The organism is Terasakiella sp. SH-1 (assembly GCF_004564135.1).
Classification (GTDB): domain Bacteria; phylum Pseudomonadota; class Alphaproteobacteria; order Rhodospirillales; family Terasakiellaceae; genus Terasakiella.
The window spans coordinates 3481882-3504953 of sequence record NZ_CP038255.1 but is presented as its reverse complement, the minus strand read 5'-3'; the positions used below and the strand labels follow the sequence as shown (position 1 = coordinate 3504953).

The 23072-nt window shown below is 44.4% G+C and carries 16 protein-coding genes; 9 read left to right on the top strand and 7 right to left on the bottom strand.

Translation table 11 applies throughout. The features are described 5' to 3' along the window. Positions 1-21: 21 nt before the first annotated feature. The 3 genes from E4K71_RS16515 (at position 22) to E4K71_RS16505 (ending at position 3935) form a co-directional block, all read left to right on the top strand. A complete protein-coding gene (locus tag E4K71_RS16515) occupies positions 22-1020 on the top strand; it encodes a glycosyltransferase family 4 protein (RefSeq protein WP_135081449.1) in 999 nt (332 codons plus the stop codon). Beyond that, positions 1017-1973: an SDR family oxidoreductase gene (locus E4K71_RS16510; RefSeq protein ID WP_135081447.1), complete on the top strand. Its 957-nt coding sequence runs from the start codon at positions 1017-1019 to the stop codon at positions 1971-1973. The genes E4K71_RS16515 and E4K71_RS16510 overlap by 4 nt, the downstream gene beginning before the upstream one ends. 66 nt (positions 1974-2039) lie before the next feature. Further along, positions 2040-3935, top strand: coding sequence for a nucleoside-diphosphate sugar epimerase/dehydratase (locus E4K71_RS16505; RefSeq protein ID WP_135081445.1), 1896 nt, complete (start codon positions 2040-2042; stop codon positions 3933-3935). Positions 3936-3940: 5 nt separating this feature from the next. Here E4K71_RS16505 and E4K71_RS16500 read toward each other — a convergent pair whose 3' ends face one another. From E4K71_RS16500 to E4K71_RS16475, 6 genes are all read right to left on the bottom strand, one after another. Further along, positions 3941-5590, bottom strand: coding sequence for a heparinase II/III family protein (locus tag E4K71_RS16500; RefSeq protein ID WP_135081443.1), 1650 nt, complete (start codon positions 5588-5590; stop codon positions 3941-3943). Positions 5591-5732: 142 nt separating this feature from the next. Continuing rightward, positions 5733-7652: a sulfate adenylyltransferase subunit CysN gene (gene cysN / locus E4K71_RS16495; protein WP_135081441.1), complete on the bottom strand. Its 1920-nt coding sequence runs from the start codon at positions 7650-7652 to the stop codon at positions 5733-5735. Beyond that, a complete protein-coding gene (gene cysD / locus E4K71_RS16490; RefSeq protein ID WP_135081439.1) occupies positions 7652-8560 on the bottom strand; it encodes a sulfate adenylyltransferase subunit CysD in 909 nt (302 codons plus the stop codon). The genes cysN and cysD overlap by 1 nt, the downstream gene beginning before the upstream one ends. A 179-nt stretch (positions 8561-8739) precedes the next feature. Next, on the bottom strand, positions 8740-9969 hold the full coding sequence (locus tag E4K71_RS16485; protein WP_135081436.1) for an ammonium transporter: 1230 nt from the start codon (positions 9967-9969) through the stop codon (positions 8740-8742). 330 nt (positions 9970-10299) lie between these two features. Continuing rightward, entirely contained in the window at positions 10300-11628 is a 1329-nt protein-coding gene (locus tag E4K71_RS16480) for an ammonium transporter (RefSeq protein WP_135081433.1), read from the bottom strand. A 14-nt stretch (positions 11629-11642) separates the two neighbouring features. Beyond that, positions 11643-11981: a P-II family nitrogen regulator gene (locus E4K71_RS16475; protein WP_135081431.1), complete on the bottom strand. Its 339-nt coding sequence runs from the start codon at positions 11979-11981 to the stop codon at positions 11643-11645. A gap of 339 nt (positions 11982-12320) precedes the next feature. Between E4K71_RS16475 and E4K71_RS16470 the strand changes: the two genes are divergently transcribed. From E4K71_RS16470 to E4K71_RS16445, 6 genes are all read left to right on the top strand, one after another. Next, a complete protein-coding gene (locus E4K71_RS16470) occupies positions 12321-13571 on the top strand; it encodes a 50S ribosomal protein L11 methyltransferase (RefSeq protein ID WP_135081429.1) in 1251 nt (416 codons plus the stop codon). Between the two features lie 97 nt (positions 13572-13668). Further along, a complete protein-coding gene (locus E4K71_RS16465) occupies positions 13669-14412 on the top strand; it encodes a hypothetical protein (RefSeq protein WP_135081427.1) in 744 nt (247 codons plus the stop codon). A 147-nt stretch (positions 14413-14559) separates the two neighbouring features. Next, complete coding sequence (locus tag E4K71_RS16460) at positions 14560-15873, top strand: flippase (protein ID WP_167730647.1); 1314 nt, start codon at positions 14560-14562, stop codon at positions 15871-15873. 82 nt (positions 15874-15955) lie between these two features. Beyond that, complete coding sequence (locus tag E4K71_RS16455; RefSeq protein ID WP_135081423.1) at positions 15956-17176, top strand: UbiH/UbiF/VisC/COQ6 family ubiquinone biosynthesis hydroxylase; 1221 nt, start codon at positions 15956-15958, stop codon at positions 17174-17176. A 1-nt stretch (position 17177) separates the two neighbouring features. Beyond that, entirely contained in the window at positions 17178-20312 is a 3135-nt protein-coding gene (gene asnB, locus E4K71_RS16450) for an asparagine synthase (glutamine-hydrolyzing) (RefSeq protein WP_135081421.1), read from the top strand. Positions 20313-20380: 68 nt separating this feature from the next. Beyond that, positions 20381-21634 (top strand): lipopolysaccharide biosynthesis protein, encoded by a 1254-nt coding sequence (locus E4K71_RS16445; protein WP_135081418.1) that lies wholly within the window; start codon positions 20381-20383, stop codon positions 21632-21634. Here the strand turns inward: E4K71_RS16445 and E4K71_RS16440 are convergent. Next, the gene (locus tag E4K71_RS16440; RefSeq protein ID WP_135081416.1) at positions 21608-23065 is read right to left on the bottom strand and encodes a hypothetical protein; all 1458 of its coding nucleotides are present in this window, start codon (positions 23063-23065) and stop codon (positions 21608-21610) included. The genes E4K71_RS16445 and E4K71_RS16440 overlap by 27 nt on opposite strands. Positions 23066-23072 lie beyond the last annotated feature (7 nt).

The window sequence follows — 23072 nt, the reverse complement described above, 5'->3', positions numbered from 1 at the left end:
TTTACATTTTATGTGTTGCTTATGACCTATTTATATTTTGTCAGTATTTTTGCATTGAGTACATGTGGGGGCCTCTTTGCAACGGGGGTTGTTCTAAAATACCTCCATAAAAAAGCCATTCTTGACCACCCTAATGAACGCAGTAGCCATTCAACACCAACGCCTCGTGGTGGCGGTATCGCAATTGTCGCTATCGCCTTATCGGCAATGGCTATCGTTGCGACCATATTTAAAAATAACGAACTTATTTTATGGCCTGTTATATTCAGTACACTTTTACTAGCAAGCTTATCTTGGGTTGATGACTTACGTTCTCTTGGCCCTGGGATACGTTTTTTAACTCAAACCTGTGCCGTCGGTTTAACGCTATTTTTCATGCCTGCACCTGAGTTTGGTTATCTTGGTGGTTTTTTACCAATTGCAATAGAGAAAATTTTACTCGGCTTAGCCTGGGTTTGGTTCATCAATCTTTTTAATTTTATGGATGGTATTGATGGCATTAGTGGTGTTGAAATCATTACAATTACTTTAGGTGTCGTCATTGTTTCAACGCTCTATACTCTAAGTCCGCAATTACAATTTATTAGCCTCGCTCTTGGAGGGGCCTCTCTAGGCTTCTTAAAATGGAACTGGCATAAAGCTAAAATTTTTATGGGTGATGTCGGCAGTATACCAATTGGCTACCTTCTGGGCTGGATGTTAATTCACCTTGCCGGTGAAGGATTTGTTTTTGTCGCCCTTATTTTACCTTTATATCATTTGTCCGATGCAACCATTACTTTACTTAAACGAGCATTTCGAAAAGAAAAAATATGGCAAGCCCATCGTGAACATTTCTATCAACAGGCCACTCAAGCCGGAATAGCGCATAACCGTGTTGTTCTTTCTATTACTGCGCTTAACATTGCCTTATTAGGATTGGCTCTCTACAGCATTACAAATGGCCTTGTTGCCTTCTTCCTTGGCTTATTAGCAACCTTTTCCTTATTGTACTTCTTTGCCACAAGGAAAAAACAATGACACGTGTATTAGTCACTGGTGCAACCGGGTTCGTCGGTTCGCGTCTTTGTCAATTTTTGAATGAGCAATCCATTTCAGTACGAGGTTCAACGAGACGCCCCCCCCATACACACAATCAAAAAATTGAATATATTAATATTGGAGATATTAATAACGATACAAACTGGCAAGATGCTCTCAAAAATATTGATATCGTTGTTCATTGTGCTGCACGGGTCCATATTATGAATGATATTGCAGATAACCCATTAGAGGAATTCCGCAAAACCAATGTTGAAGGTACACGCCAGCTTGCTGACCAGGCTGCCCAACATGGCGTTAAGAGATTTATTTTCTTAAGTTCAATTAAGGTTAATGGTGAAAGTTCCTCCCCAAATTTCCCTTTTAAAAATAGTGATCGCCCTCATACTGAGGATCCATATGGGCAATCCAAATGGGAAGCAGAGCAAGCTTTAAATGCCATAGCTGCAAAGAGTAATATGGAAGTCTGTATCATACGACCGTCTCTTATTTATGGGCCAGGGGTAAAAGCAAACTTTAAGCGATTACAAAACTTGGCAACAAAGGGCTGGCCAGTCCCTTTTGGTTCTTTAAATAATTTAAGAAGTTATGTTTTTATCGACAATCTATGTGATTGCATCAAAATATGTCTCACACATCCACAAGCAGCCAACCAAACTTTTTTGATTTCTGACGGCCATGACCTCTCTGTTCGTCAACTCTATGAGAAACTTTGTTTTGCACAAGGCCACAAAGCAAAACTGATTAACATTCCAGCTAAGTGGATGGAACTCATTGCAAAAGTATTAGGCAAACAGGACCAAGTAGGGCGTTTAACCCAGTATCTACAGGTCGATAGCACACCTTTACAAAGCAAGTTAGGTTGGCAGCCCCCTGTGTCTGTTGATCAAGCAATTGAACTCAGTTGCTCTGCTCCTAAAAAAGAAGCATAACGGTTGCAGTCATTTTCAAAACAGGTTACTCAACTCAGTAGAACCTAATCAAATGAATGCCTAATCATGATGTTCTTTCAGAAAAGACAATTCAGCTTACGTGCAATGGTCGCTTTCAGCCATGATATTTTTATGGCTGGGTTGTCTTTTGTGATTGCCCTTTATTTAAGGCTCGGGGAACAGGCATTTGATAATGTGTCTTTTTTAACAACAGGGACCGTGATCAGTGCCTGTGTTGCAGCACTTGTTTTCTATTTGATGGGGCTATATCGCGGAGTTTGGCGCTATGCCTCCATCCGAGATTTAGTTGCCATTACGAAATCAACCAGTCTTGCAGTACTGATTATTGCCCTTGTCCTATTTATGGCAACGCGCCTTGAAGAGCTTCCTCGTTCTATTCCTCTTATCAATTGGTTTGTTTTAATGGCCCTATTAGGAGGACCACGTTTTATCTATCGAATAATCAAAGACCGACATTTTGATCTTACTCATGTTGCTGGGGATATTCGCACTGTACCTATTTTATTGATTGGAGCAGGAGACGAAGCAGACCTTTTTTTACGGGCCATAAGGCGCTATCCCACCACTCCCTATATTCCACTTGGTTTGGCAGCAGAGAAAAAAACACGTCTCGGGCTTGATATTCAGGGTACCCCTGTTCTTGGATTGGTTGATGATCTTCCTGAGATTATTAAAAGATTAGAACAACAAGGGGAAAAACCTCAGCGTCTTGTACTTACAAAAGAAGACTGGCCGGGGGAAAAAGTCAGGCAGCTTTATGATTTGTCAGAAGAACTTGGGATTCCTTTATCCCGAATGCCAAAAATGACGGAACTGAAATCAAGTAGTACAGATCAAATTCAAGTTCGCCCCATTGATGTGGAGGACCTCCTTGGTCGACCACAAAAAGCATTGGACAAATCTTTGCCTAAATCCCTTGTTCAAGGCAAACGCGTCCTCATAACAGGTGCAGGTGGTTCCATCGGAAGTGAGTTGGTTCGCCAGATTTGTAGTTTTTCCCCAAGCGCAGTCTTGCTCTTAGAAGCCTCAGAATATGCACTTTATTCCATTGATATGGAGGTCTCTCGGAAATTTCCAGACATTAAACGTCAGGCACTCATCTGTAATATTCGCGAAGCCAGCCGTCTTCATCATATTTTTGAAGAAACAAAGCCAGATCTTGTCTTTCACGCAGCCGCACTTAAACATGTGCCATTGGTTGAAGAAAACCCACTGGAAGGTATTTTAACCAATGCCATCGGGACCCGTAACGTCGCTGATGCTTGTGTTACTCATAACGTGCAGGCTATGGTTCAAATCTCTACCGATAAGGCTGTTAATCCTACCAATATTATGGGGGCAACCAAACGCATTGCAGAAAGTTATGCCCAAGCTTTGGACCTCAAACAACTTTCCTGTCGTTTCACCACTGTACGGTTTGGTAATGTTTTGGGCTCAACAGGGTCTGTTGTTCCCTTATTCCAGAAACAGATGAATCTGGGCGGGCCTTTAACTGTTACCCATGAAGAAATGACACGTTACTTTATGACCGTGCGTGAGGCTGTTGAATTGGTCCTTCAAGCGGCTGTTCTCACGCAGAAAGATCATTCCCTTGACGGTAAAATCTGTGTTTTGGATATGGGAGAGCCCGTCAAGATTTTACATCTGGCTGAACAAATGGTCCGTCTATCTGGTCTTGAGCCCTATAAAGATATAGATATCACATTCACTGGTTTGCGCCCCGGTGAAAAGCTTTTTGAAGAAATCTTCCATGGTGATGAACCCCCGACACCATCTGAACTGACAGGTGTGATGATCGCAACACCTCGGGTCCGCAATTGTGAAAAACTTCAATCTGAACTGAAACAATTGGAACAACTTTGTCTTTCTAAGGAAATCAGTACGGCCCTTGACTATGTTCAGACAATGGTGCCAGAACTTAAACATAATAAACTAGGATAAATAAATCACCCCACCCGGCTCAGGCGCCACTTCACAACAGCCCCCTCGCCACGTAAAGGTCCCTGGATCAAAATTTGATCCGTATGGCGCATATCGCCGGGCTGACCAACGTAGATACTTTCACGCATATCCAGCTTTCCGCCCTGTACACGCAGGTGCCAGCCCATACCGTTTTGCATTTTTAACAAAACAGCCTGCCCATCTTGTACCAAGGAAGCATGGGTATCAGGGTGGAGATGCAGGCTGATGGCATAGGAACTTCCCCCCATGCCGGTAAGTTTATCTTCAACCCGGATATCATCACCGGTTTTATTAACATAAACACTACGGGCATGGATCAGGCCAAATGTTTCTTTATACGCATCATGATTGGCATGGATCAGAACTTCGCCGTTTTCTTCAATGCGTTGATACGATACCGTAATATTTTGAGGTTGAATGCCTCCACCGTGGACCAGAGACATACAATTTTTTTCATCTACTGTCAGGGTATTATGGGCAGCTGTGGCAGAAAGAGCTTCTTGCCAATTGGGATCACCACCTAAAACAGAGCCACAATTCACCAATAAACGGTCCTGATCATAGCTTACCTCCATACTGAGAGGGGCAGCATGACCAAAAGGGTGGGTGTGTATGTCCGGTGGGCTGTCTACATCCATGAGTAAAACAGTTTTCCCAGCTTCGACCCGTTGAAAGCCGGTATGGCGGGCATCACTTAAGGGTTTGCCCTGGTTTCCAGTTCGATCCAGTAAAGCTTCAATTTCCTGAGTATTGCCTTCCTGTCCCCCATGGAATAATGCTAATCCGCCATCTTGATGTAACATGGTACGGATCATCGGGGCCATACGATCAATACACAGGCGAATGGCCTTAGGACATTCAATATTCATGGCCTCAAACACATCAACCAGTTCAAGGGCAAGACGCAAGACGTCCAATGTGGTTTGAGGACAACGCGAAATATGTCCCCCATCAGGTAGAACCTGCTTGTCGAACTCATTCGCCAGGCGATTAAGTGGCTTTTCCCCTCGCCGTTTTAAATCCTTTATGAAAAAACAGGCGTAAAGCTGCCCGCGCAAAGCTTTTAATAAAGCATATCCGCGCAAATCATTAAAATAGGACCGCGATAAATGTGAAGCTTGTAAAGACAGGCTGGTGTAAAAAGAATGAATGAAATCTGCATCCGCATCTTTGGCGAGCGTACGTGCATGACACATCCAGGCGACCAAACGGTTGCCAATCACGTCTGAACGCCAGGCAAGCGGGGTCCAGACGCCATGCAAATCAAGCCAGCTTTGCACATATTCACGTGCCTTGGGCAGGGCTTCCGGGTCATCATATTCACACAAATCCCCCAACCAGCCGAAGCCATGGACCCAACGTTGCCAAGCCAAGTCATCTTGTGCTGTTGACCAAGGCTGGCCTGTACTTTGATAAATGCGTCCGGCAAAAGGAAAATTCCCTGATTTCAGGGACCGTCCATGCCCAACCCGAATATCGAACAAAACACCGGGAACAAGGTCAATTTCCAGTTGTTTGCGTTTTTTTAATGTAATGAGATAAAGTGGGGAGCGATAGGTCAGGGCGCGAATTTTATTCAGCCACTGGTGCCATAGTGGGGGCTCATGAATATTTTCTTTGTTGGACAAAGACATAACCACTCTCGACGCAGCTGAAACCAAATATTTTTGTTTTTCTTACTTCATACCTATCAGGTTCATAGAATCAGGGCAAGATGGGGGAGAAAAAAAGCGGTCTCTGATTTCTCAAAGACCGCTTTTAAAGTGTATCTATGTATTAAATTTCAGGGAACCAAACTCCTAAGATTCCTAAATCTTCCAGCTTCTGAACAACGGCTTCGGCCGCTTCTTCAGCATTCAGAGTTGCCCCATCCAGATGAATTTCAGGCTTTTCAGGTCTTTCATAAGGCGAAGAAATACCCGTGAAGTTTGGCAAGTCACCTGAACGGGCTTTGGCATAGAGCCCTTTGACATCGCGTTCTTCACAAATCTCTAGTGGTGTATCGACAAAAATTTCGATAAATTCCCCTTCTTCCAGCAGGTCCCGTGCCATTTTACGTTCAGACTGGAACGGTGAGATGAAGGACGTAATGGTGATCATACCGGCATCAACAAACAGTTTTGCCGTTTCACCAATGCGGCGGATATTTTCCACCCGATCGGCATCACTAAAGCCCAGATCCTTATTCAAACCATGGCGAACATTATCCCCATCCAGGGTATAAGTATGTTTATGTAGTGAATGAAGTTTCTTTTCTACCAGGTTGGCAATAGTGGATTTTCCAGAACCAGATAGGCCCGTGAACCACAGTACACATGCTTTTTGACCCTTACGTTCAGCGCGTTGTTGCTTGCCAATATCCATGGATTGCCAATGCACATTGGTTGCCCGACGCAACACATGGTCAATCATACCGACACCAACCGTTGCGTTTGTGTAACGGTCAATCAGAATGAAACGGCCTGTCCCTTGGCTTTCAATATATGGATCAAAGGCAACACTGCGATCCAGCGCAATATTACAGACACCAACTTCATTGAGGTCCAATGTCTTTGTTGCCGTATGTTCCAGACTATTCACGTTGACTTTGTATTTGAGTTCACTGATCTGAGCACCCGCCGATTGTGAACCAAACTTGATCAGATAAGAGCGCCCCGGCAAGAGCGCTTCATCGTGCATCCAGATGACTTTAGCTTCAAACTGATCGGCAAAATCCGGGCGTGCCTTGGCATCCACCAACATATCACCCCGTGAAATATCAATTTCATCTTTCAGAGTGACAGTGACAGCCTGCCCTGCGCCTGCTTCCTCAAGATTACCATCCATAGTAACAATTTTATCGACAATCGAGGTCTGACCAGAAGCCGGAACCGCAATTTCATCCCCCGGCTTGATGGTCCCTGCTTCAATCGTACCGCTAAACCCCCGAAAATCAAGGTTGGGACGGTTCACCCATTGTACGGGCAGGCGGAAAGGTTTATCTTTTAAGTCAGATGCGACCTGCACCGTTTCCAGATAGCTCATTAAAGTGGGGCCATGATACCAGTGGGTATGGGCACTTGGTTCAATGATATTATCGCCTTTAAGGGCAGAAATGGGCACACAGGTAATATTATCAAAGCCCAGATCGGCTGCAAACTCACGGTAAGCTTCTTCAATGGCGTCATATTTTTCCTGATTATACTCAATCAGATCCATCTTATTGATGGCGACAACAACCTTACGAATCCCCACCAAGGACACAATATAGCTATGTCGTTTCGTCTGCGTTAAGATACCTTTGCGCGCATCTACCAAAATCACGGCCACATCAGCATTGGAGGCGCCCGTTGCCATATTACGGGTATATTGTTCATGACCCGGCGTATCGGCCACGATGAATTTACGCTTGTCTGTGGAAAAGAAGCGATAGGCCACATCAATGGTAATGCCTTGTTCCCGTTCAGCCTGCAAGCCATCCATTAACAGGGCGTAATCAATATCACCGCCTTGGGTCCCAACTTTTTTGGAGTCAGATTCAAGAGCTGCGAGCTGGTCTTCAAAAATCAGTTTTGAATCCCAGAGGAGACGGCCAATCAGAGTGGATTTCCCATCATCTACAGAACCACACGTGATAAAACGCAGCAGGCTTTTTTCTTCCTGTGCCTTGAGATAGGCCAGAATATCTTCGGCAATAAGTGTATCTTGGTGGGCCATTAGAAGTACCCTTCTTGTTTTTTCTTTTCCATGGAACCAGCTTGGTCATGATCAATCATACGACCTTGACGCTCAGACGTGCGGGTCAGTAGCATTTCCTGAATAATTTCCGGCAAAGTGGCCGCTTCAGATTCAACTGCACCGGTCAGGGGATAACAGCCAAGGGTGCGGAAGCGCACAGATTTCATCATCGGCGTTTCACCTGGGTCCAGCGGCATACGGTCATCATCGACCATAATCAGCATGCCATCACGTTCCACAACAGGACGTTCCTTGGCATAATAAAGCGGGACAATGGGAATATTCTCTTTGTAGATATACTGCCAGATATCCAGCTCCGTCCAATTGGACAGAGGAAAAGCACGAATGCTTTCACCTGGTTTCACCCGTGCATTATAGACATTCCACAATTCCGGGCGCTGATTCTTGGGATCCCAACGGTGGTTTTCAGACCGGAATGAAAAAACACGTTCCTTGGCACGGGACTTTTCTTCATCACGACGCGCCCCACCAAAAGCTGCGTCAAACTTATATTTGTTCAAGGCTTGCTTGAGACTTTCCGTCTTCATCACATCGGTATGCATGGAAGAACCATGCGTAAAAGGACCAATACCCTGCTTCACACCCTCTTCATTAATATGAATAATCAGATCAAAACCATATTCATGCGCAATTCGATCGCGAAACTCAATCATTTCCTTGAACTTCCACGTCGTATCCACATGCATAAGCGGAAACGGAGGCTTGGAAGGATAAAACGCCTTGCGTGCCAAATGCAGCATCACAGCGGAATCTTTACCAATAGAATAAAGCATCACCGGATTTTCAAATTCAGCGGCCACTTCACGGATAATGTGAATGCTTTCAGCTTCGAGTTGTTTTAAGTGTGTGAGTTCTGAAGTCGTCATAAATCCTAATCCTTGGATTTTAAAATTTCGTGCAACTTAGTCTCAATGAGCCTGCAAGTCAAATAAAAATACATATTTTGTGTTAAATATAAATTAAATACAAAATATTGATGTTTAATATTGAAAATAAGAAACCGCTAATCTTTGAGGACTAACGGTTTCTTCTAAATTTGTAAAGCTTAACGACCCTGCGTCAGGTCCTCTTCCGGGTAAGCCCCAATATGATGGATGGACAAATCTGCACCACGGAATTCTTCTTCTTCATCCAAGCGAATACCAACAGATTTGGCAAGCACACCATAAACAATAAAGCCAGAAACCGTTGCAAAAGCCACACCGATCAAGGAACCAACCAGCTGGGCCATAAAGCTGACACCGCCCATACCGCCAAGGGCCTCCATACCGAAGATACCGCAAGCCAAGCCGCCGAGTAGACCGCACATGCCATGCAGGGGCCATACACCGAGTACGTCATCAATTTTCCATATATTTTGGCACTTCTCAAAGCCCCAGACGAACAGAGCACCAGCAAGACCGCCTGTGACCAAAGCACCGACCGGATGCATCACATCAGAGCCAGCACAAACGGCAACCAGACCAGCCAACGCGCCGTTGTGGATGAAGCCCGGATCGTTCTTGCCAACAACAACCGCTGTCAAAATACCGCCGACCATCGCCATTAAGGAGTTGACTGCAACCAAGCCTGTCACACCTTCAACAGATTGCGCAGACATCACGTTAAAGCCGAACCAGCCGACACAAAGGATCCAGGACCCCAGTGCGAGAAACGGGATGTTGCTTGGCGGGATACCAACGACAGATCCATCTTTTTTATAACGGCCTTTGCGTGCACCCAGCATGACAACAGCGCCAAGGGCCAGCCAGCCGCCCACACCGTGCACAACAATGGAACCGGCAAAATCGTGGAAACCTGCACCGAAAGCCTCTTCAATCCAGCCTTGCAAACCGAAGTTGCCATTCCAGACAATACCTTCAAAGAAGGGGTAGACCAGCCCTGTCAAAATAGCTGTCGCCAGCAATTGTGGATAAAATTTCGCCCGTTCCGCAATACCCCCAGAAATAATCGCAGGGATCGCAGCTGCAAAGGTGAGTAGGAAGAAGAATTTCACCAGATCGAAACCGCTTTTGGCAAATAAGTCACCCGTTGCACCGGAAATTGTGCTGGCAGGCGCAAGAAAACTCACCCCATAAGCCACCATATAACCAACAAAGAAGTAAGCAATGGTCGAAACGGCAAAATCCACAATGATCTTAACCAAGGCATTGACCTGGTTCTTCCGACGAACAGTCCCAACTTCCAAAAATGCAAAGCCTGCGTGCATGGCAAGGACCATAATAGCCCCCATCAGCACGAAAAAGACATCTGCCCCAATTTTTACGGTTTCCATATCTCTCTACCTTTAAGATGACGAGTGAGCCGCCCCATCCCAAAACTGGAACTGCCCAGAAATTAAACATTGGCACCCTATAATCAAAAAACATGCCAATTAATTAGGCAAACCCGGCTATAGGCAGAAACCTGCGGAGTCGGGGCGAAAGGTGCACAAAAAGTAGTCATGATATATTTTGCTCAAATGCTAATCATATAGGCATATATTTGATTATTTTTTGTGCATGGTTATTCTTTGACCAATGGATTCAAAAAGAAAACCCCGGCACTCAAAAGAGTACCGGGGTCGACCTTTGGGAAGGTAGAGATGATGTAATCGAAAGATCAATTACACAGTTTGGGAACCACGTCCGAACTCAGGATAGGCTTCCATCCCCAATTCAGCACGGTCCAAACCAAGCTCCTCATCTTCTTCGGAGCAACGGATGCCAACTGTTGCCTTCAGCACGAACCATACAATCGCAGACGTTACGATAACGAAGGCGCCGATGGAAACCACACCAATGGCTTGAGTGACAAATGACGTATCAGCATTTGTGGCCGGAACAATCATTGTGCCCCAGATACCCGCTGCCAAGTGAGCGGAGATCGCACCAACAACATCGTCGATTTTAAATTTATCAAGCAGCGGTACAACAAAGACCACGATCACACCACCAACAGCACCGATCAGGAATGCCGAAGCCAGTGTCGGCGTATCCGGACCTGCTGTGATGGAAACCAGACCAGCGATCGCACCGTTCAGCGTCATGGACAGGTCAACTTTTTTGTACACAACTTGCGTCAGCAGAGCTGCGGCAATCGTACCACCAACAGCGGCCATATTTGTATTGATGAAGATGTTGGAAATCGCGATCGCATCAGCTGCTGTACCCAGCGCCAACTGAGAACCACCGTTAAAGCCGAACCAACCGAGCCACAGGATGAATGTACCCAGTGTCGCCATCGGCAGGTTCGCACCCGGGATCGGCGTTACACGACCTTCTGAGTCATATTTACCCTTACGCGCACCCAAGATGATTGCACCTGTCAGCGCACACCAGCCGCCTGTTGAGTGTACCAGCGTGGAACCGGCGAAATCAGCAAAGCCCATTTCAGCCAACCAGCCGCCGCCCCACTGCCACATGGCAATTGTCGGGTAGATGAAACCGGAAAGAACAACAACAAAGCCTAGGAACGGCCACAGCTTAATACGTTCCGCAACCGTACCAGATACGACAGAGGCTGCTGTTGCAACGAATACCATCTGGAAGAACCAGTCACTGGATGCCGCATAACCGCCAGAGAAGTCACCACTTAATGCAGCTGCATCATCCGGCCCCCAAACGGAGAACGAACCAATGAAGCCACCTTCAGCGCCACCGTAAAGAACGTTGTACCCGACGAGGTAGAACATGAAACCTGACACCGCATAAAGTACGATGTTTTTCAAACAGATCGTCGCTGTGTTTTTGGAACGAACCAAACCAGATTCCAGCATAGCGAAACCTGCTGCCATAAACATGACCAAGAAGCCACAAACCAGGAAAAGGAAACTGTTAAGAATATATTGAACTTCAGTTGTGGGCGCATCTTCAGCCAGCGCCGGATCAATCGCTGCGACCAGACCAAGCAGGGCCACAAGCGAGATTTTGGAAAGTTTTTTCCACGCAGTCATTGTCTTAAAACTCCTTAAAGCGCTTCGTCGTCTGATTCACCTGTACGGATACGTACAGCTTTGGATACGTCATACACAAAGATCTTACCGTCACCGATACGGCCTGTTTCAGCACTTGTGCGGATGGTTTCAAGAACGCTTTCCACCATGTCATCACTTGTGACGATTTCAATTTTTACCTTCGGCAGGAAATTCACAACATATTCCGCACCACGATAAATTTCCGTCTGACCTTTCTGGCGACCAAAGCCTTTAACTTCAGAAACGGTCAAGCCATGCACACCAAGGCTGGTGAGGGCTTCGCGAACATCGTCAAGCTTAAAGGGCTTGATGACGGCCATTACCATTTTCATTTCACACTCTCCTAAAATCGAGAAAATCAAATAATAGATTCAAAACAAAAGCTTAATTGCTCTTGCCTCTTCTATTTCAAGGAGCGTGCCAGTTTCAAAAAATGCTATTTTATTATTTAAAAACAAATAGTTATATTTCCTGAGTCGATTCGATGGAATGTGCACTGCACAAAATTTAATGCCTATTTTTTAGGCTATTAAGTTTTTGTGACTATTTTTTGGGCATAATTATATGGCAAGAGATTTTTTATCCATGACAATTTTACCTGAATCGCCTATTCTCCGCCCCAATCACCTTCATCAACTTATCCGTCTTTAGCTTTTGGACTTTTTTAAACTATGGTCAAACATACAACCACTGTTAAAAAATTGATTTCCAAAGGGGCAAAGGAACTCTCGAGCGCACATTATAAAAAAGCGCGTCAAACGTTTGAAACCGCCCTTGAGCTGGACCCCAATAACGTCAGCATCAACTACTTTTTGGCCGCTGCTCTGGAAGAGCTGTGTGAAACAGAATTGGCGATTAAAGCCTATTATAAAGTCATCACACTGGACGCTACGGTTCGACAAGCTTATGTGCAGCTCTCAAATCTTTATTACACAATGACAATGAAACAGGATGCCCTGAGCATTCTGGAAAAAGCCCGCAATCAATTTGGTGATGATCTGGACATCCTCTACCTGCGCGGTCAGGTCGCCATGCAATGTATGCCGGGATGGCATTTACCCATGCTGGCTGATCAGGAACGCAATGATATTTATGACCAGGCCATTTCAAAGATGGTGCGCCCCGATGATATCGTTCTTGATGTGGGTACAGGGTCCGGCCTGCTGGCCATGATGGCCGCGCGAGCCGGGGCTGCCCATGTCTATGCCTGTGAAGCCAATGGATTTATGGCAGAACAGGCGCGGCAAATCATTAAACTTAATGGGTTTGAAGATAAAATCAGCGTCATTCACAAACGCTCCAGCGATCTCGTCATTGGTGAAGACCTCCCTGAAAAATGTGATCTGCTCCTGACCGAAATCTTTGATCGCGCCATTGTGGGGGAAGGGGCTCTACCCACCCTTAATCATGCCTGGCACCATTTGCTCAAAGAAGATGCCCGCATTATCCCGCAAGGAGCCACACTTTACGGGGTGTTGATTGAATGTCCGCATTTGCAAAAATTCCACCATGTGGACCAAGTGAACGGCTTTGACCTCAGCCCCATGAATGTTCTGGCCCACCCTCTCTCTTATAAAGATGCTCAGATTGGTCTGAATGAAACCGAAGACCACCGTATTCTAAGCGCCCCCTTTACCATCAAAAAATTTGATTTTACACAGGCCCCTTCTGTAGGGTTTCGTGAAAAAACAGACATTCCGATTTGCCAAACAGGTCAGGCAGACGCCATTTTGATGTGGTTTGATCTTCACCTGAGCGATGATTTAATCTTTTCTACCCAAGCCCCGAAACCCCATAACCACTGGCGTCAGGCTGCACAAATTCTGCTTGCCCCCCACCCATGTAACAAGGGGGAAAAGATCCAGCTCAGCAGCACTTATCACACCTATTTCCATTTTGAAGTAAGCCCTGTTCAACCCTAAAGGCATAAGGGAAAATACTGATATCCTTCAAGAGAATTTTACCTATAGGATTTCTACGCTATAGTTAAAAAAAACGTTGATAGCGGGCGAGGATAAGATGGTGAAACCAGATATGGTTCAATTTAAGGAAGCGGCAAATTCCCCTTGTATGCAACATTCCCAAATGTTGCTGCAACAGTTCATCAATGAATTACTGATCACCGGGAAAGACAGTTTCAGCCGTAGCGAAATTACAGACAAAGCCGCCCAGTTTCTGTCATCTGACATGATGCAGGAAGACCATATGCAGCGCAATATGAGCTGCCCGGCAACCTTTACGTCGCGCTATTTTGAATCCAAACGCCGTGGTTTTTTCTGGCGTCTGGTCACCTATCAATTTGAGAACCTGATCAAAACAGAATTCCTCACCCGTGACAAACTGCCCTATTACTTCGATCTCTTTACCGCCATATTTGAACGTGAAAACGTTGTGCGCGAAAATGAACGCTGCATCCAGATCGTCAACATGCTACGCGCCAGCGAAGATAAAGACTTCACCCTTTATCATTTCTATGACCATCCAGAAAGTCAGGCCATTCTCCAAGCCTTCCTCGTAAAAGTCGCCGCTTATATTATGTATAATTATCAAGACCGCCTGGACTGGATGATCAACTTCCTGGAAAAACGCTCTTTGGTCGACAATGTTGAGATCAACAAGGAAACCGAACTCAAAGTGATCTTAAAAGAACTTTATAACAGTTTTGACAAAGCTCAAATCAGCACGGCTGACTGGGAAAAGCTGGATAAACTGGTCGGACTTGATACAAAAGCCATTATTCAGGACCTGAGGGCGCAATTGTAAGCCTCTAAACGTAAACTCATAAAACCATCCTGACTTGATCGCAGAGAAAGCAGGAGTTATTGTATCATTAAATTGATTATTCCTCATAAGAGACTGAATAACCAAATGATTTTTGGTAATGTCTGATAAACACGTCTGGATCTATCGTTGTACCGATATCTTACGTATATAAAATCCTTGTTCACCAACAAGGAACTCGCGATTGAACTGATTAAAGGGTCAGGCGGTACATTTATCATTAACCTAACGTCCGCAGCACTTATCTTTTTTTATCAGGTTTTCCTCGCACGCAATCTTGGAGCAGAGGAATATGGCCTCTATAGCTATACCTCAAGCTTTATCTATCTCTTGTTGATCCTTGCTGTTTTTGGCCTGGATCATACATCAGTACGTTTCAGCGCAAAATATCTCGCAGATGGTTCATCAAATTGCTATCAAGGATTATTTCGGTTTGCCACATGGTCGGTTGTAATTACATCTGCACTTTGTTTCGCTGTCGGTTTGATCCTGAATATATGGCTCAATATTGATCCAGACACTTTGTGGATTGCTTTAATCTCTCTGCCATTTGCCGCCCTTATGCTTACCTGGCAAGCCTTTTTAAGGGGCTCTGGTCATAGTGTCTTGGCCGCCACACCGGAAGGGCTTGTTCGTCCCCTGTCATTCTGGTTCTGTGCCTTTCTCTTTATTTATATTCTTGGTGCGCAAACAACAGGCGATGTCTGGGTTGGACAAACAATCGGATTTGGAATTGCTGCAATTTATGCATTTTATATTCTTGTTAAGAAAGTTCCTTCCCTTCTTAAGGGTGAAACCAAGCCGGCCTTTGCCAAAAAAGAATGGTTTATTATCAGCCTATCCATGCTTGTCTTTAATATCTGTCAAGCTGCAAACGGCCAAATCGGTACCTTGTTTCTAGGTTCCATTCATGAAATTGAAAATGCTGGCATCTTTTCTGCTGCCATACGTCTAGCGACTTTAACAGCCTTTGGTCTGGTTGCTTTAAATGTCGTTGTTGCCCCGCTGTTATCAAAGTTCAATGCAACAGGATCAAAAGACAACCTGAGACAATTAATCCTTTATGCCATTGTTGGAGGCACCGGGTTTGCCCTTCCCATTTCAGGGGTGATGCTTGTTTTTCCAGAATGGTGCCTAAACTTCTTTGGAGCACAATTTAAATCAGGAGCAACAAGCCTCCAAGTCATGGCTTTTGCACAATTGGTAAACGCTATTTTCGGTATCTTTAGTGTCACAGCCTTAATGACTATGCGTCAGGTTCTTGTTGCCATGTTGGTCAGCATCAGCGTTTTGATCAATATTTTGCTGAACTACACCCTCATTCCCCATTATGGCATTGATGGTGCTGCTATAGCCTATGGAACGGCCATTATATTTTGGAACTTCTCACTCTTTCTCTTTTTCATCTACCGCGTCTCACAACGTTTAAAACAAGCATCGTAAATAAGACAGTTTACGCCCGAGACAAATAGCTTTACAAAAGTCACATCTATCCAAGAGCCTTTAATGGATTTTAAAGTTAAAGATGACACAACATTACGATACGGACGTCCTTATTATTGGTGGTGGCCTCGTCGGTGGCATGACAGCCTGTGCCTTGGCCCGTGGCGGTGTTGATGTCGTTGTCGTGGATGCCGACGATCCCGAAACCTTGCTTAAGGCAGAATATGACGGGCGCTGTTCTGCCATTGCCCGATCGGTTTATAATGCGTTTGTTTCTCTTGGCCTATGGGACCATATGGAACCTGAAGCCGGCATTATTGAAGATATTCGTGTAACAGATGGGACATCACCCCTGTTTTTACATTTTGATAGTCTCGACCTCACTGGTGTACCCTTTGGCTATATGCTGGAAAATCGCACGGTGCGCAAAGCCATCCTCAAAGTCGTACCAGATATGGACCATGCGACCTATCTTGCGCCTAAACGTGTAGAAAAGTTAGAACGTTCCGCTTCCGAAGTTAATGCAAAACTCAATGATGGGATAGAGATTAAAGCCAAGCTGGTCATTGGGGCAGATGGTCGGGGTTCATGGGTGCGCCGTTCAGCCAATATTGACATCACCAAATGGTCTTATGATCAAACAGCTATTGTTTGCACTGTTCAAAGTGAGAAGCCTCATCTCAATGTCGCCCAGGAACATTTCCTGCCCAATGGCCCCTTTGCCATTTTACCGATGCAAGGCACACGTAGCTCCATTGTCTGGACAGAAAGCACACGCAATGCGCCTATGATGATGAAACTAAGCGACGAAGATTTCCAAGCCGAACTGTCTGAACGTTTTGGTGATTATCTTGGTGAGGTTAAAGTTGAAGGACCACGCTGGTCCTATCCTTTGACCCTACAATTTGCCAAACGCTCTATTGATACCCGTCTGGCTTTGGTTGGCGATGCATCCCACGGCATGCACCCGGTTGCAGGCCAAGGCTTTAACATGGGTGCACGCGATGCCTGCGCCATTGCTGAACTCATCATCGAAACCAAAAAACTTGGCCTTGATGTAGGGGCGGGGCGCGTATTGGAAGACTATGATCGCTGGCGCCATTTTGATAACCACCTTATGCTCGCCTCCACCGATGCGATTGTGAAACTCTTTTCCAATAACAGCACTCCTCTTCGACTGGCCCGTGATATTGGTCTCACGGTTGTGGATCAAATTCCTTTTGCCAAGAAATTCTTTACAAAATCTGCTATGGGTCTTGTTGGTGAATTACCCGAAATCATGAAAGAGCGCGAGGCATCTTAAAATGTGTGGAATTGCCGGTTTTATTGATTTAAATGCCCAAACCCCCACAGAAGAACTTGCCCAAACCACCAAAAGAATGACCGACACCCTCTATCACCGTGGCCCAGATGGTGGTGATACCTGGGTCGATAGCGAGGTGGGTGTCGGGCTTGGTCATCGCCGTCTTGCTATTATCGACTTGTCACCTGCGGGTCATCAACCCATGCAGTCCAGTGATGGCCGTTTTGTGATCGTTTACAATGGAGAAATCTATAACGCAGATGACTTACGCCCTGAACTAGAGGCAAAAGGCTACACATTCAAAGGTCATTCCGATACCGAAGTGATTGTTAACGGGTTTGCGGCCTGGGGGGTGAAAGCCACTGTTGAAAAACTCATCGGCATGTTCGCCATTGCCGCCTGGGATCGCAAAGAACGCCGCTTTTATTTGGTACGTGACCGGGTAGGGATTAAGCCGGTCTATTGGGGGCTCCAACATAACCAACTTATTTTCTCTTCAGAACTTAAAGCTTTCCACACCCTGCCCAATTGGACACCATCGCTATGTCGTGAAGCCATTGCTGCATACCTCAGATACACATATGTTCCTGCGCCTTATTCCGTTTATAACTCGATCTATAAACTTGAACCAGGTTGTATTTTATCTAGTAACCTTAAGGGACAACCTCATATTCAACGCTATTGGGATGCTACCCAAGTCGCTCATTTTGGCAAGAAAAACCAACTTGACCTTTCTGAAAAAGACGCCACAGATGAACTCGAGGCTCTACTTAGTGATTCTGTCAAAAGGAGAATGATTACTGATGTGCCTTTAGGGGCTTTCTTATCTGGCGGCGTTGATTCTTCTACTGTTGTTGCACTTATGCAACAAGCTGGAAGTAGCAAAGCAAAAACATTTTCTATCGGTTTTGATGTAGAAGGGTTTAACGAAGCCGAATATGCCAAAGCTGTCGCCAACCACCTTCAAACTGACCATACAGAACTTTATGTCTCCCCAAAAAAAGCAGAAGAAGTCATCCCTAGTTTAGCAACTATGTATGATGAACCTTTTAGCGATTCATCCCAAATTCCGACTTTTCTTGTTTCTGAAATGACAAAAAAAAATGTCACGGTTGCTTTATCAGGCGATGGTGGGGACGAACTTTTTGCAGGCTACAACCGATATACCTGGGGCTCTCAGATTGAAAACTTCAGGAAAAAGATTCCTGATTTTGCCCGTCATGCTATTGCCAATAGCCTGCAACACCCCTCTCCTCAAACATGGGATAAGCTCCTTTCCCCACTAACAGGCCATTTCCTGCCTTCCATGATTGGTGATAAAATCCATAAGGCTGCCCCGTTGTTAGGAATGGACGACCCCTTATTAATGTATCGCTCACTTGTGACCCATCTTGAAGGAGTTACGCCGGGTACATTAGAAGCACAAAGTGCAGGATGGACACGTACAGCAGCCGCTTCTGGCCTTAGTTTTGTTGAACGCATGCAGCTTCTGGACACCACGACCTATATGCCGGACGATATTCTAGCAAAGGTTGATCGAGCCTCTATGGCTTGCTCGCTGGAGGTCCGCGTTCCCATTCTTGATCATCGCGTTATCGAATTTAGCTGGCAATTGCCTGAAAAGTACAAACTGCAAGGCACAAATGGCAAACATATCTTACGCGAAGTTCTCTATCGCTATGTCCCTAAAGAATTAATTGAACGGCCTAAAGCTGGGTTTGCCATTCCCCTGAATGCATGGTTACGTGGTTCCTTAAAAGATTGGGCACACAACCTGATTGAAACACCGATCCTTTATGAAGAAATGGGTCTGGATAAAACAGCAATCATGCAACGCTGGAATGAGCATCAGTCTTCGAAACGAAACTGGCAATACCAACTTTGGGCCGTCTTAATGCTAGCCAACTGGTCACAGACCTGGCACAAGCCATCCTGTAGTGATGCTCCCCCAAATATCCCGACACTTAAAACAAACACAACAAAGAAAAAACTCGCCTATTTCTCAGCGTCATCCATCCCTTCTCCCATGGCAAACAGTGTTCAAGTCATGAGTATGGCAAGCGGTTTTGCCCGCCAAGATATTGATGTCACTCTTTTCTGCCGTCAAGGTTATGAAAAGGGTCCAATCGATCCCTATATTCATTATGGCATCAGTGAGCCGGTCTCTATTAAGCAACATATATGGCCGAAGGTCAGACTTTGGGGTGGCTTAAAATATGCTCATGCTGTTAAAAAGACACTCTCAAAAAGCAAAGATAATTTCGACTATGCCTATGGCCGCGATGTTTACAGCATGCAAAGCTGTTTAAACCTTAATGTTCCTTTTGCCTTCGAAGTACATACACCCCCACCAAATTCATTCCATGAAAGTTTGGAAAGAAAACTTTTTGAATCCAAGAATTTTAAAGGCTTAATTTGTATTTCTACCCCCTTGAGAGACTATTATATTTCAAATTTCACAGAATTAAATGAACAGAACGTTATTGTTCTGCCAAGCGGGGCTAACATTCCAAGTAAAGAAAATTTACCTGTTGCTTTACCGGGTCGGGCCAATACCACACATATCGGTTATGTTGGGCAATTCCATAAAGGAAAGGGCTATGAAACAGTTATTACCCTTTCAAAAATGATGCCTGAATTTGATTTTCACCTTGTTGGCGGTGCTCCCTCACAAGTAGAAGAATTACGAGCCCAACATACAAATGGAAACCTTCATTTCCACGGGGCAATCAACCATGCATCCGTCTCACAATACCTGCAGGCATTTGATATCTGTATCGCACCGTTTCAGGAAGAAACCTATGGCTTTGGTGGCGACAGAAATATTGCCCCTTGGATGTCCCCCTTAAAACTCTTTGAATATATGGCACATGGAAAAGCCATTATTGCCAGTGATTTACCCGTCATTAAAGATATCCTGGAACACGAAACAAACTGTCTGCTCTGTCCCGCAAATAACATCAATCAATGGGCTACTGAATTGCAACGATTAATATCTGATGACAAGCTAAGAAGTCATATTTCTAAGAATGCCTTAAAAGATATTGATCGCAAATTTGATTTTTATCATCGGGCAAAAAGGATCATGGGCCTTCTTAAAACTAATTCCACTCTTCCAGCCTCAATCACTGCATAATGCTTCCTTCTGCCTCTCAGTTTATTCAAACCTGCAAATCTCACCCTGTCGCCAAAGGGGGCATCCAAATGCTTTTTGGTCAAGCAGGGGCAGCACTGGCAACAATGCTAAGCTATATGTTTATCGCATCTGCCCTAGGAGCAGAAGCATTCGGAAAATGGGCCGCAATACAGGCGGTAGTTCTTGTCCTGATACAGTTTTTCACCTTTAATACAGGTAAAGCCTTCATTCATTATGCTGAACGGCTAAAACAAACAGATTATGCAGACTATTTCCAACATAAACTTGCTCGACTGTGTTTTCTTTTAGATCTGACCAGTAGTCTTCTAGCCTGTTTATCAGCTTACTTCCTCATTCCTTACCTTCCTCATTGGCTAGAAATCAAAGCCGAAGAGGTCTTCTATGCTCAACTTTATGCTCTTACAGCCATTGGCACATTAAGTCACCTTCCTATCGCGATCCTACAGTTTTATCAAAAATTTTCCAAAGTCGCTTGGTTCATTGCCTTAAACAGTGGGCTTCGGCTTATTTCATTAGTCGTTTGTTTCTTTTTATTACCAAAAGAAGATCATTTTTCAGGCTTTTTATTAGTTTGGGCTGTATTTGAAGTTTTTATCCCTATTATATTTTTAATTTCTGCTTCTCATTTTATCCCGAAGCATAAGAAATATTTGTCTTATTCAGTCTTGGAAAAATGCCCAAACTTTTTTGGCTTTATCATTAAAACAAGCCTGAATGCGTTTGTACGCCTCTTTCCTAAAGATGGCGATATACTCCTCACTGGCTTGTTACTAGGGCCTGCAGCAGCTGGTATTCTTCGAATTATCAAACAGCTTTCATCAATCGTGATGCGAATTATCGATCCGTTCACCCAAGCCTTTTTTCCTGAAATCAATAAATTAGTTGTTCAGAAACAGCTCAATGATTTACGTAAACTCAACAGAACAACATTAAAGTACTGCATAATTATTAGCCTTTTTTTCTGGTTGGGGTTCACCATATTCGGTTACCCTATCCTTTTGCTCATAGGTGAAGATTACACCCAATCCTATATAGCCTTAGTTATTTTCACAGCAGGGGCTTCGGTGATGACATTAAGTGCCCCATTAAGCCCTTTAGGATTGGCTCTTGGTATACCTGGTAAACTTCTTATCAATCAAACAATCGCAGTACTGGCCTATATTCTCTCTATTTTCTGGCTACATAGTCTTCTACAGCTCAATGGCATATCAATTAGTTATCTTATTTTTAGCATAACCTGGACAAGTCTTATGTTTTTCACTGTTTTTAAAAAACTATCCCTTTGGTCGCCTTCTCAATAAAAAAATCTGTAATTTTTGAAAACGCCCCTGCTCTGCCCAAATACAAAAACCTATTGCTAAAGCCAGTGCTAATCCTGGTACCGCTGTCATTTGATAACGTGGGATATTTAAGCTAATCAAAGCGTAAAAGATCATATTAAATAAACTGGGAGCCAAGATAAGAGGTAAAGCAAACTCACGCTTCTTCCAAGCCAACCATAAACACCAGAAAAAGAAAGGCACAGACAGAAAAGCAAACTGATCCACCCAAATTCCATAATAAAAAACTGGGATTGTAACCAATACATGAGTAATGGGATTACTCACAATATCCATCATCAGACGGCGGTCAACCATCTTGCTTGCAACCGTCTTATTGACCCCCTCTTTTAACATGACTTCTTTGACAAGTTTTGGATACCCAAGTTGAGCCTTTAAATAAAAACCATCCGGATTTGCAATCTCAAATTCAGTCCAAATTTCTTTTGGCAATAAAGCTCGTGCCCAATTATCCCCAAACCCTCGTGTCCAATAAAGGAAAGACGTGAAATATTGTGCGGGTGTCATATGATTCAGCACTTCCCGCGTATTCAGAGCAATACCCGCCCGTGAAGGCGTAATAATACGTTCCCCACTAATATCATTATTCCGTTCCATCCACATAAAAACTGGGACAATAAAACACACAGAAAATAAAAGAAAACGAACTGTAGTTAAAAACCTATCCTGCTGTTTACAAAATATTTTATAAATACAATAAACAACAAAAGTCGCTATAAATAGTAAACCAAAATAATAAAATACGGCTTTGGTTAAGGTTAAAGCTGCCAGCACCCCACCTGCCAGAGCCCATAAGAAAACGACTGGTTTATTTTCTCGCTTTTTAACCGCAATCACAACAAGCAATAGCAAAAGAAATGAACTCAACATTAAAGCTAATGGATCAGATACAATATAATCCATATTTTTTTGCATATGTTTATTAAACCAGATCGCCCCCCCTGCAATGGTAGCCCCCAACAAACGCCCAGACGCCAAATAGCCTGCGATAAACATCAAAACACCGCTTAAGGCAAACAGAAATCTGTTAAACCATTGCGCACCTACAAACTGCTCTTTTGAACAACTAATAGCCTCTAAACATTGAATTGTTAATGACTGGAATCCGCTATCTAAATATGCCCATAAAGACAATACAAAAGCATAGGCTGGCTCCCGACCAAGACCTGCGGGTGGCATTGTTATTGAAATATGCTGCGAAAAGACACCGTGATGATATAATGTAAAAGCGCCTCTCACATAATCACTAGCATCCCCATAAAAAGGGTTTTCCGCCTTTGATTTTGCATACATTAGCCCCATACACAAAATAGAACCCACAACACAAATGGCAATCATCGTTAGCCATTCTTTTTTTGTCGGCTTTTTGGGTTGGAACAAGGTGGACAGCATGAGACAG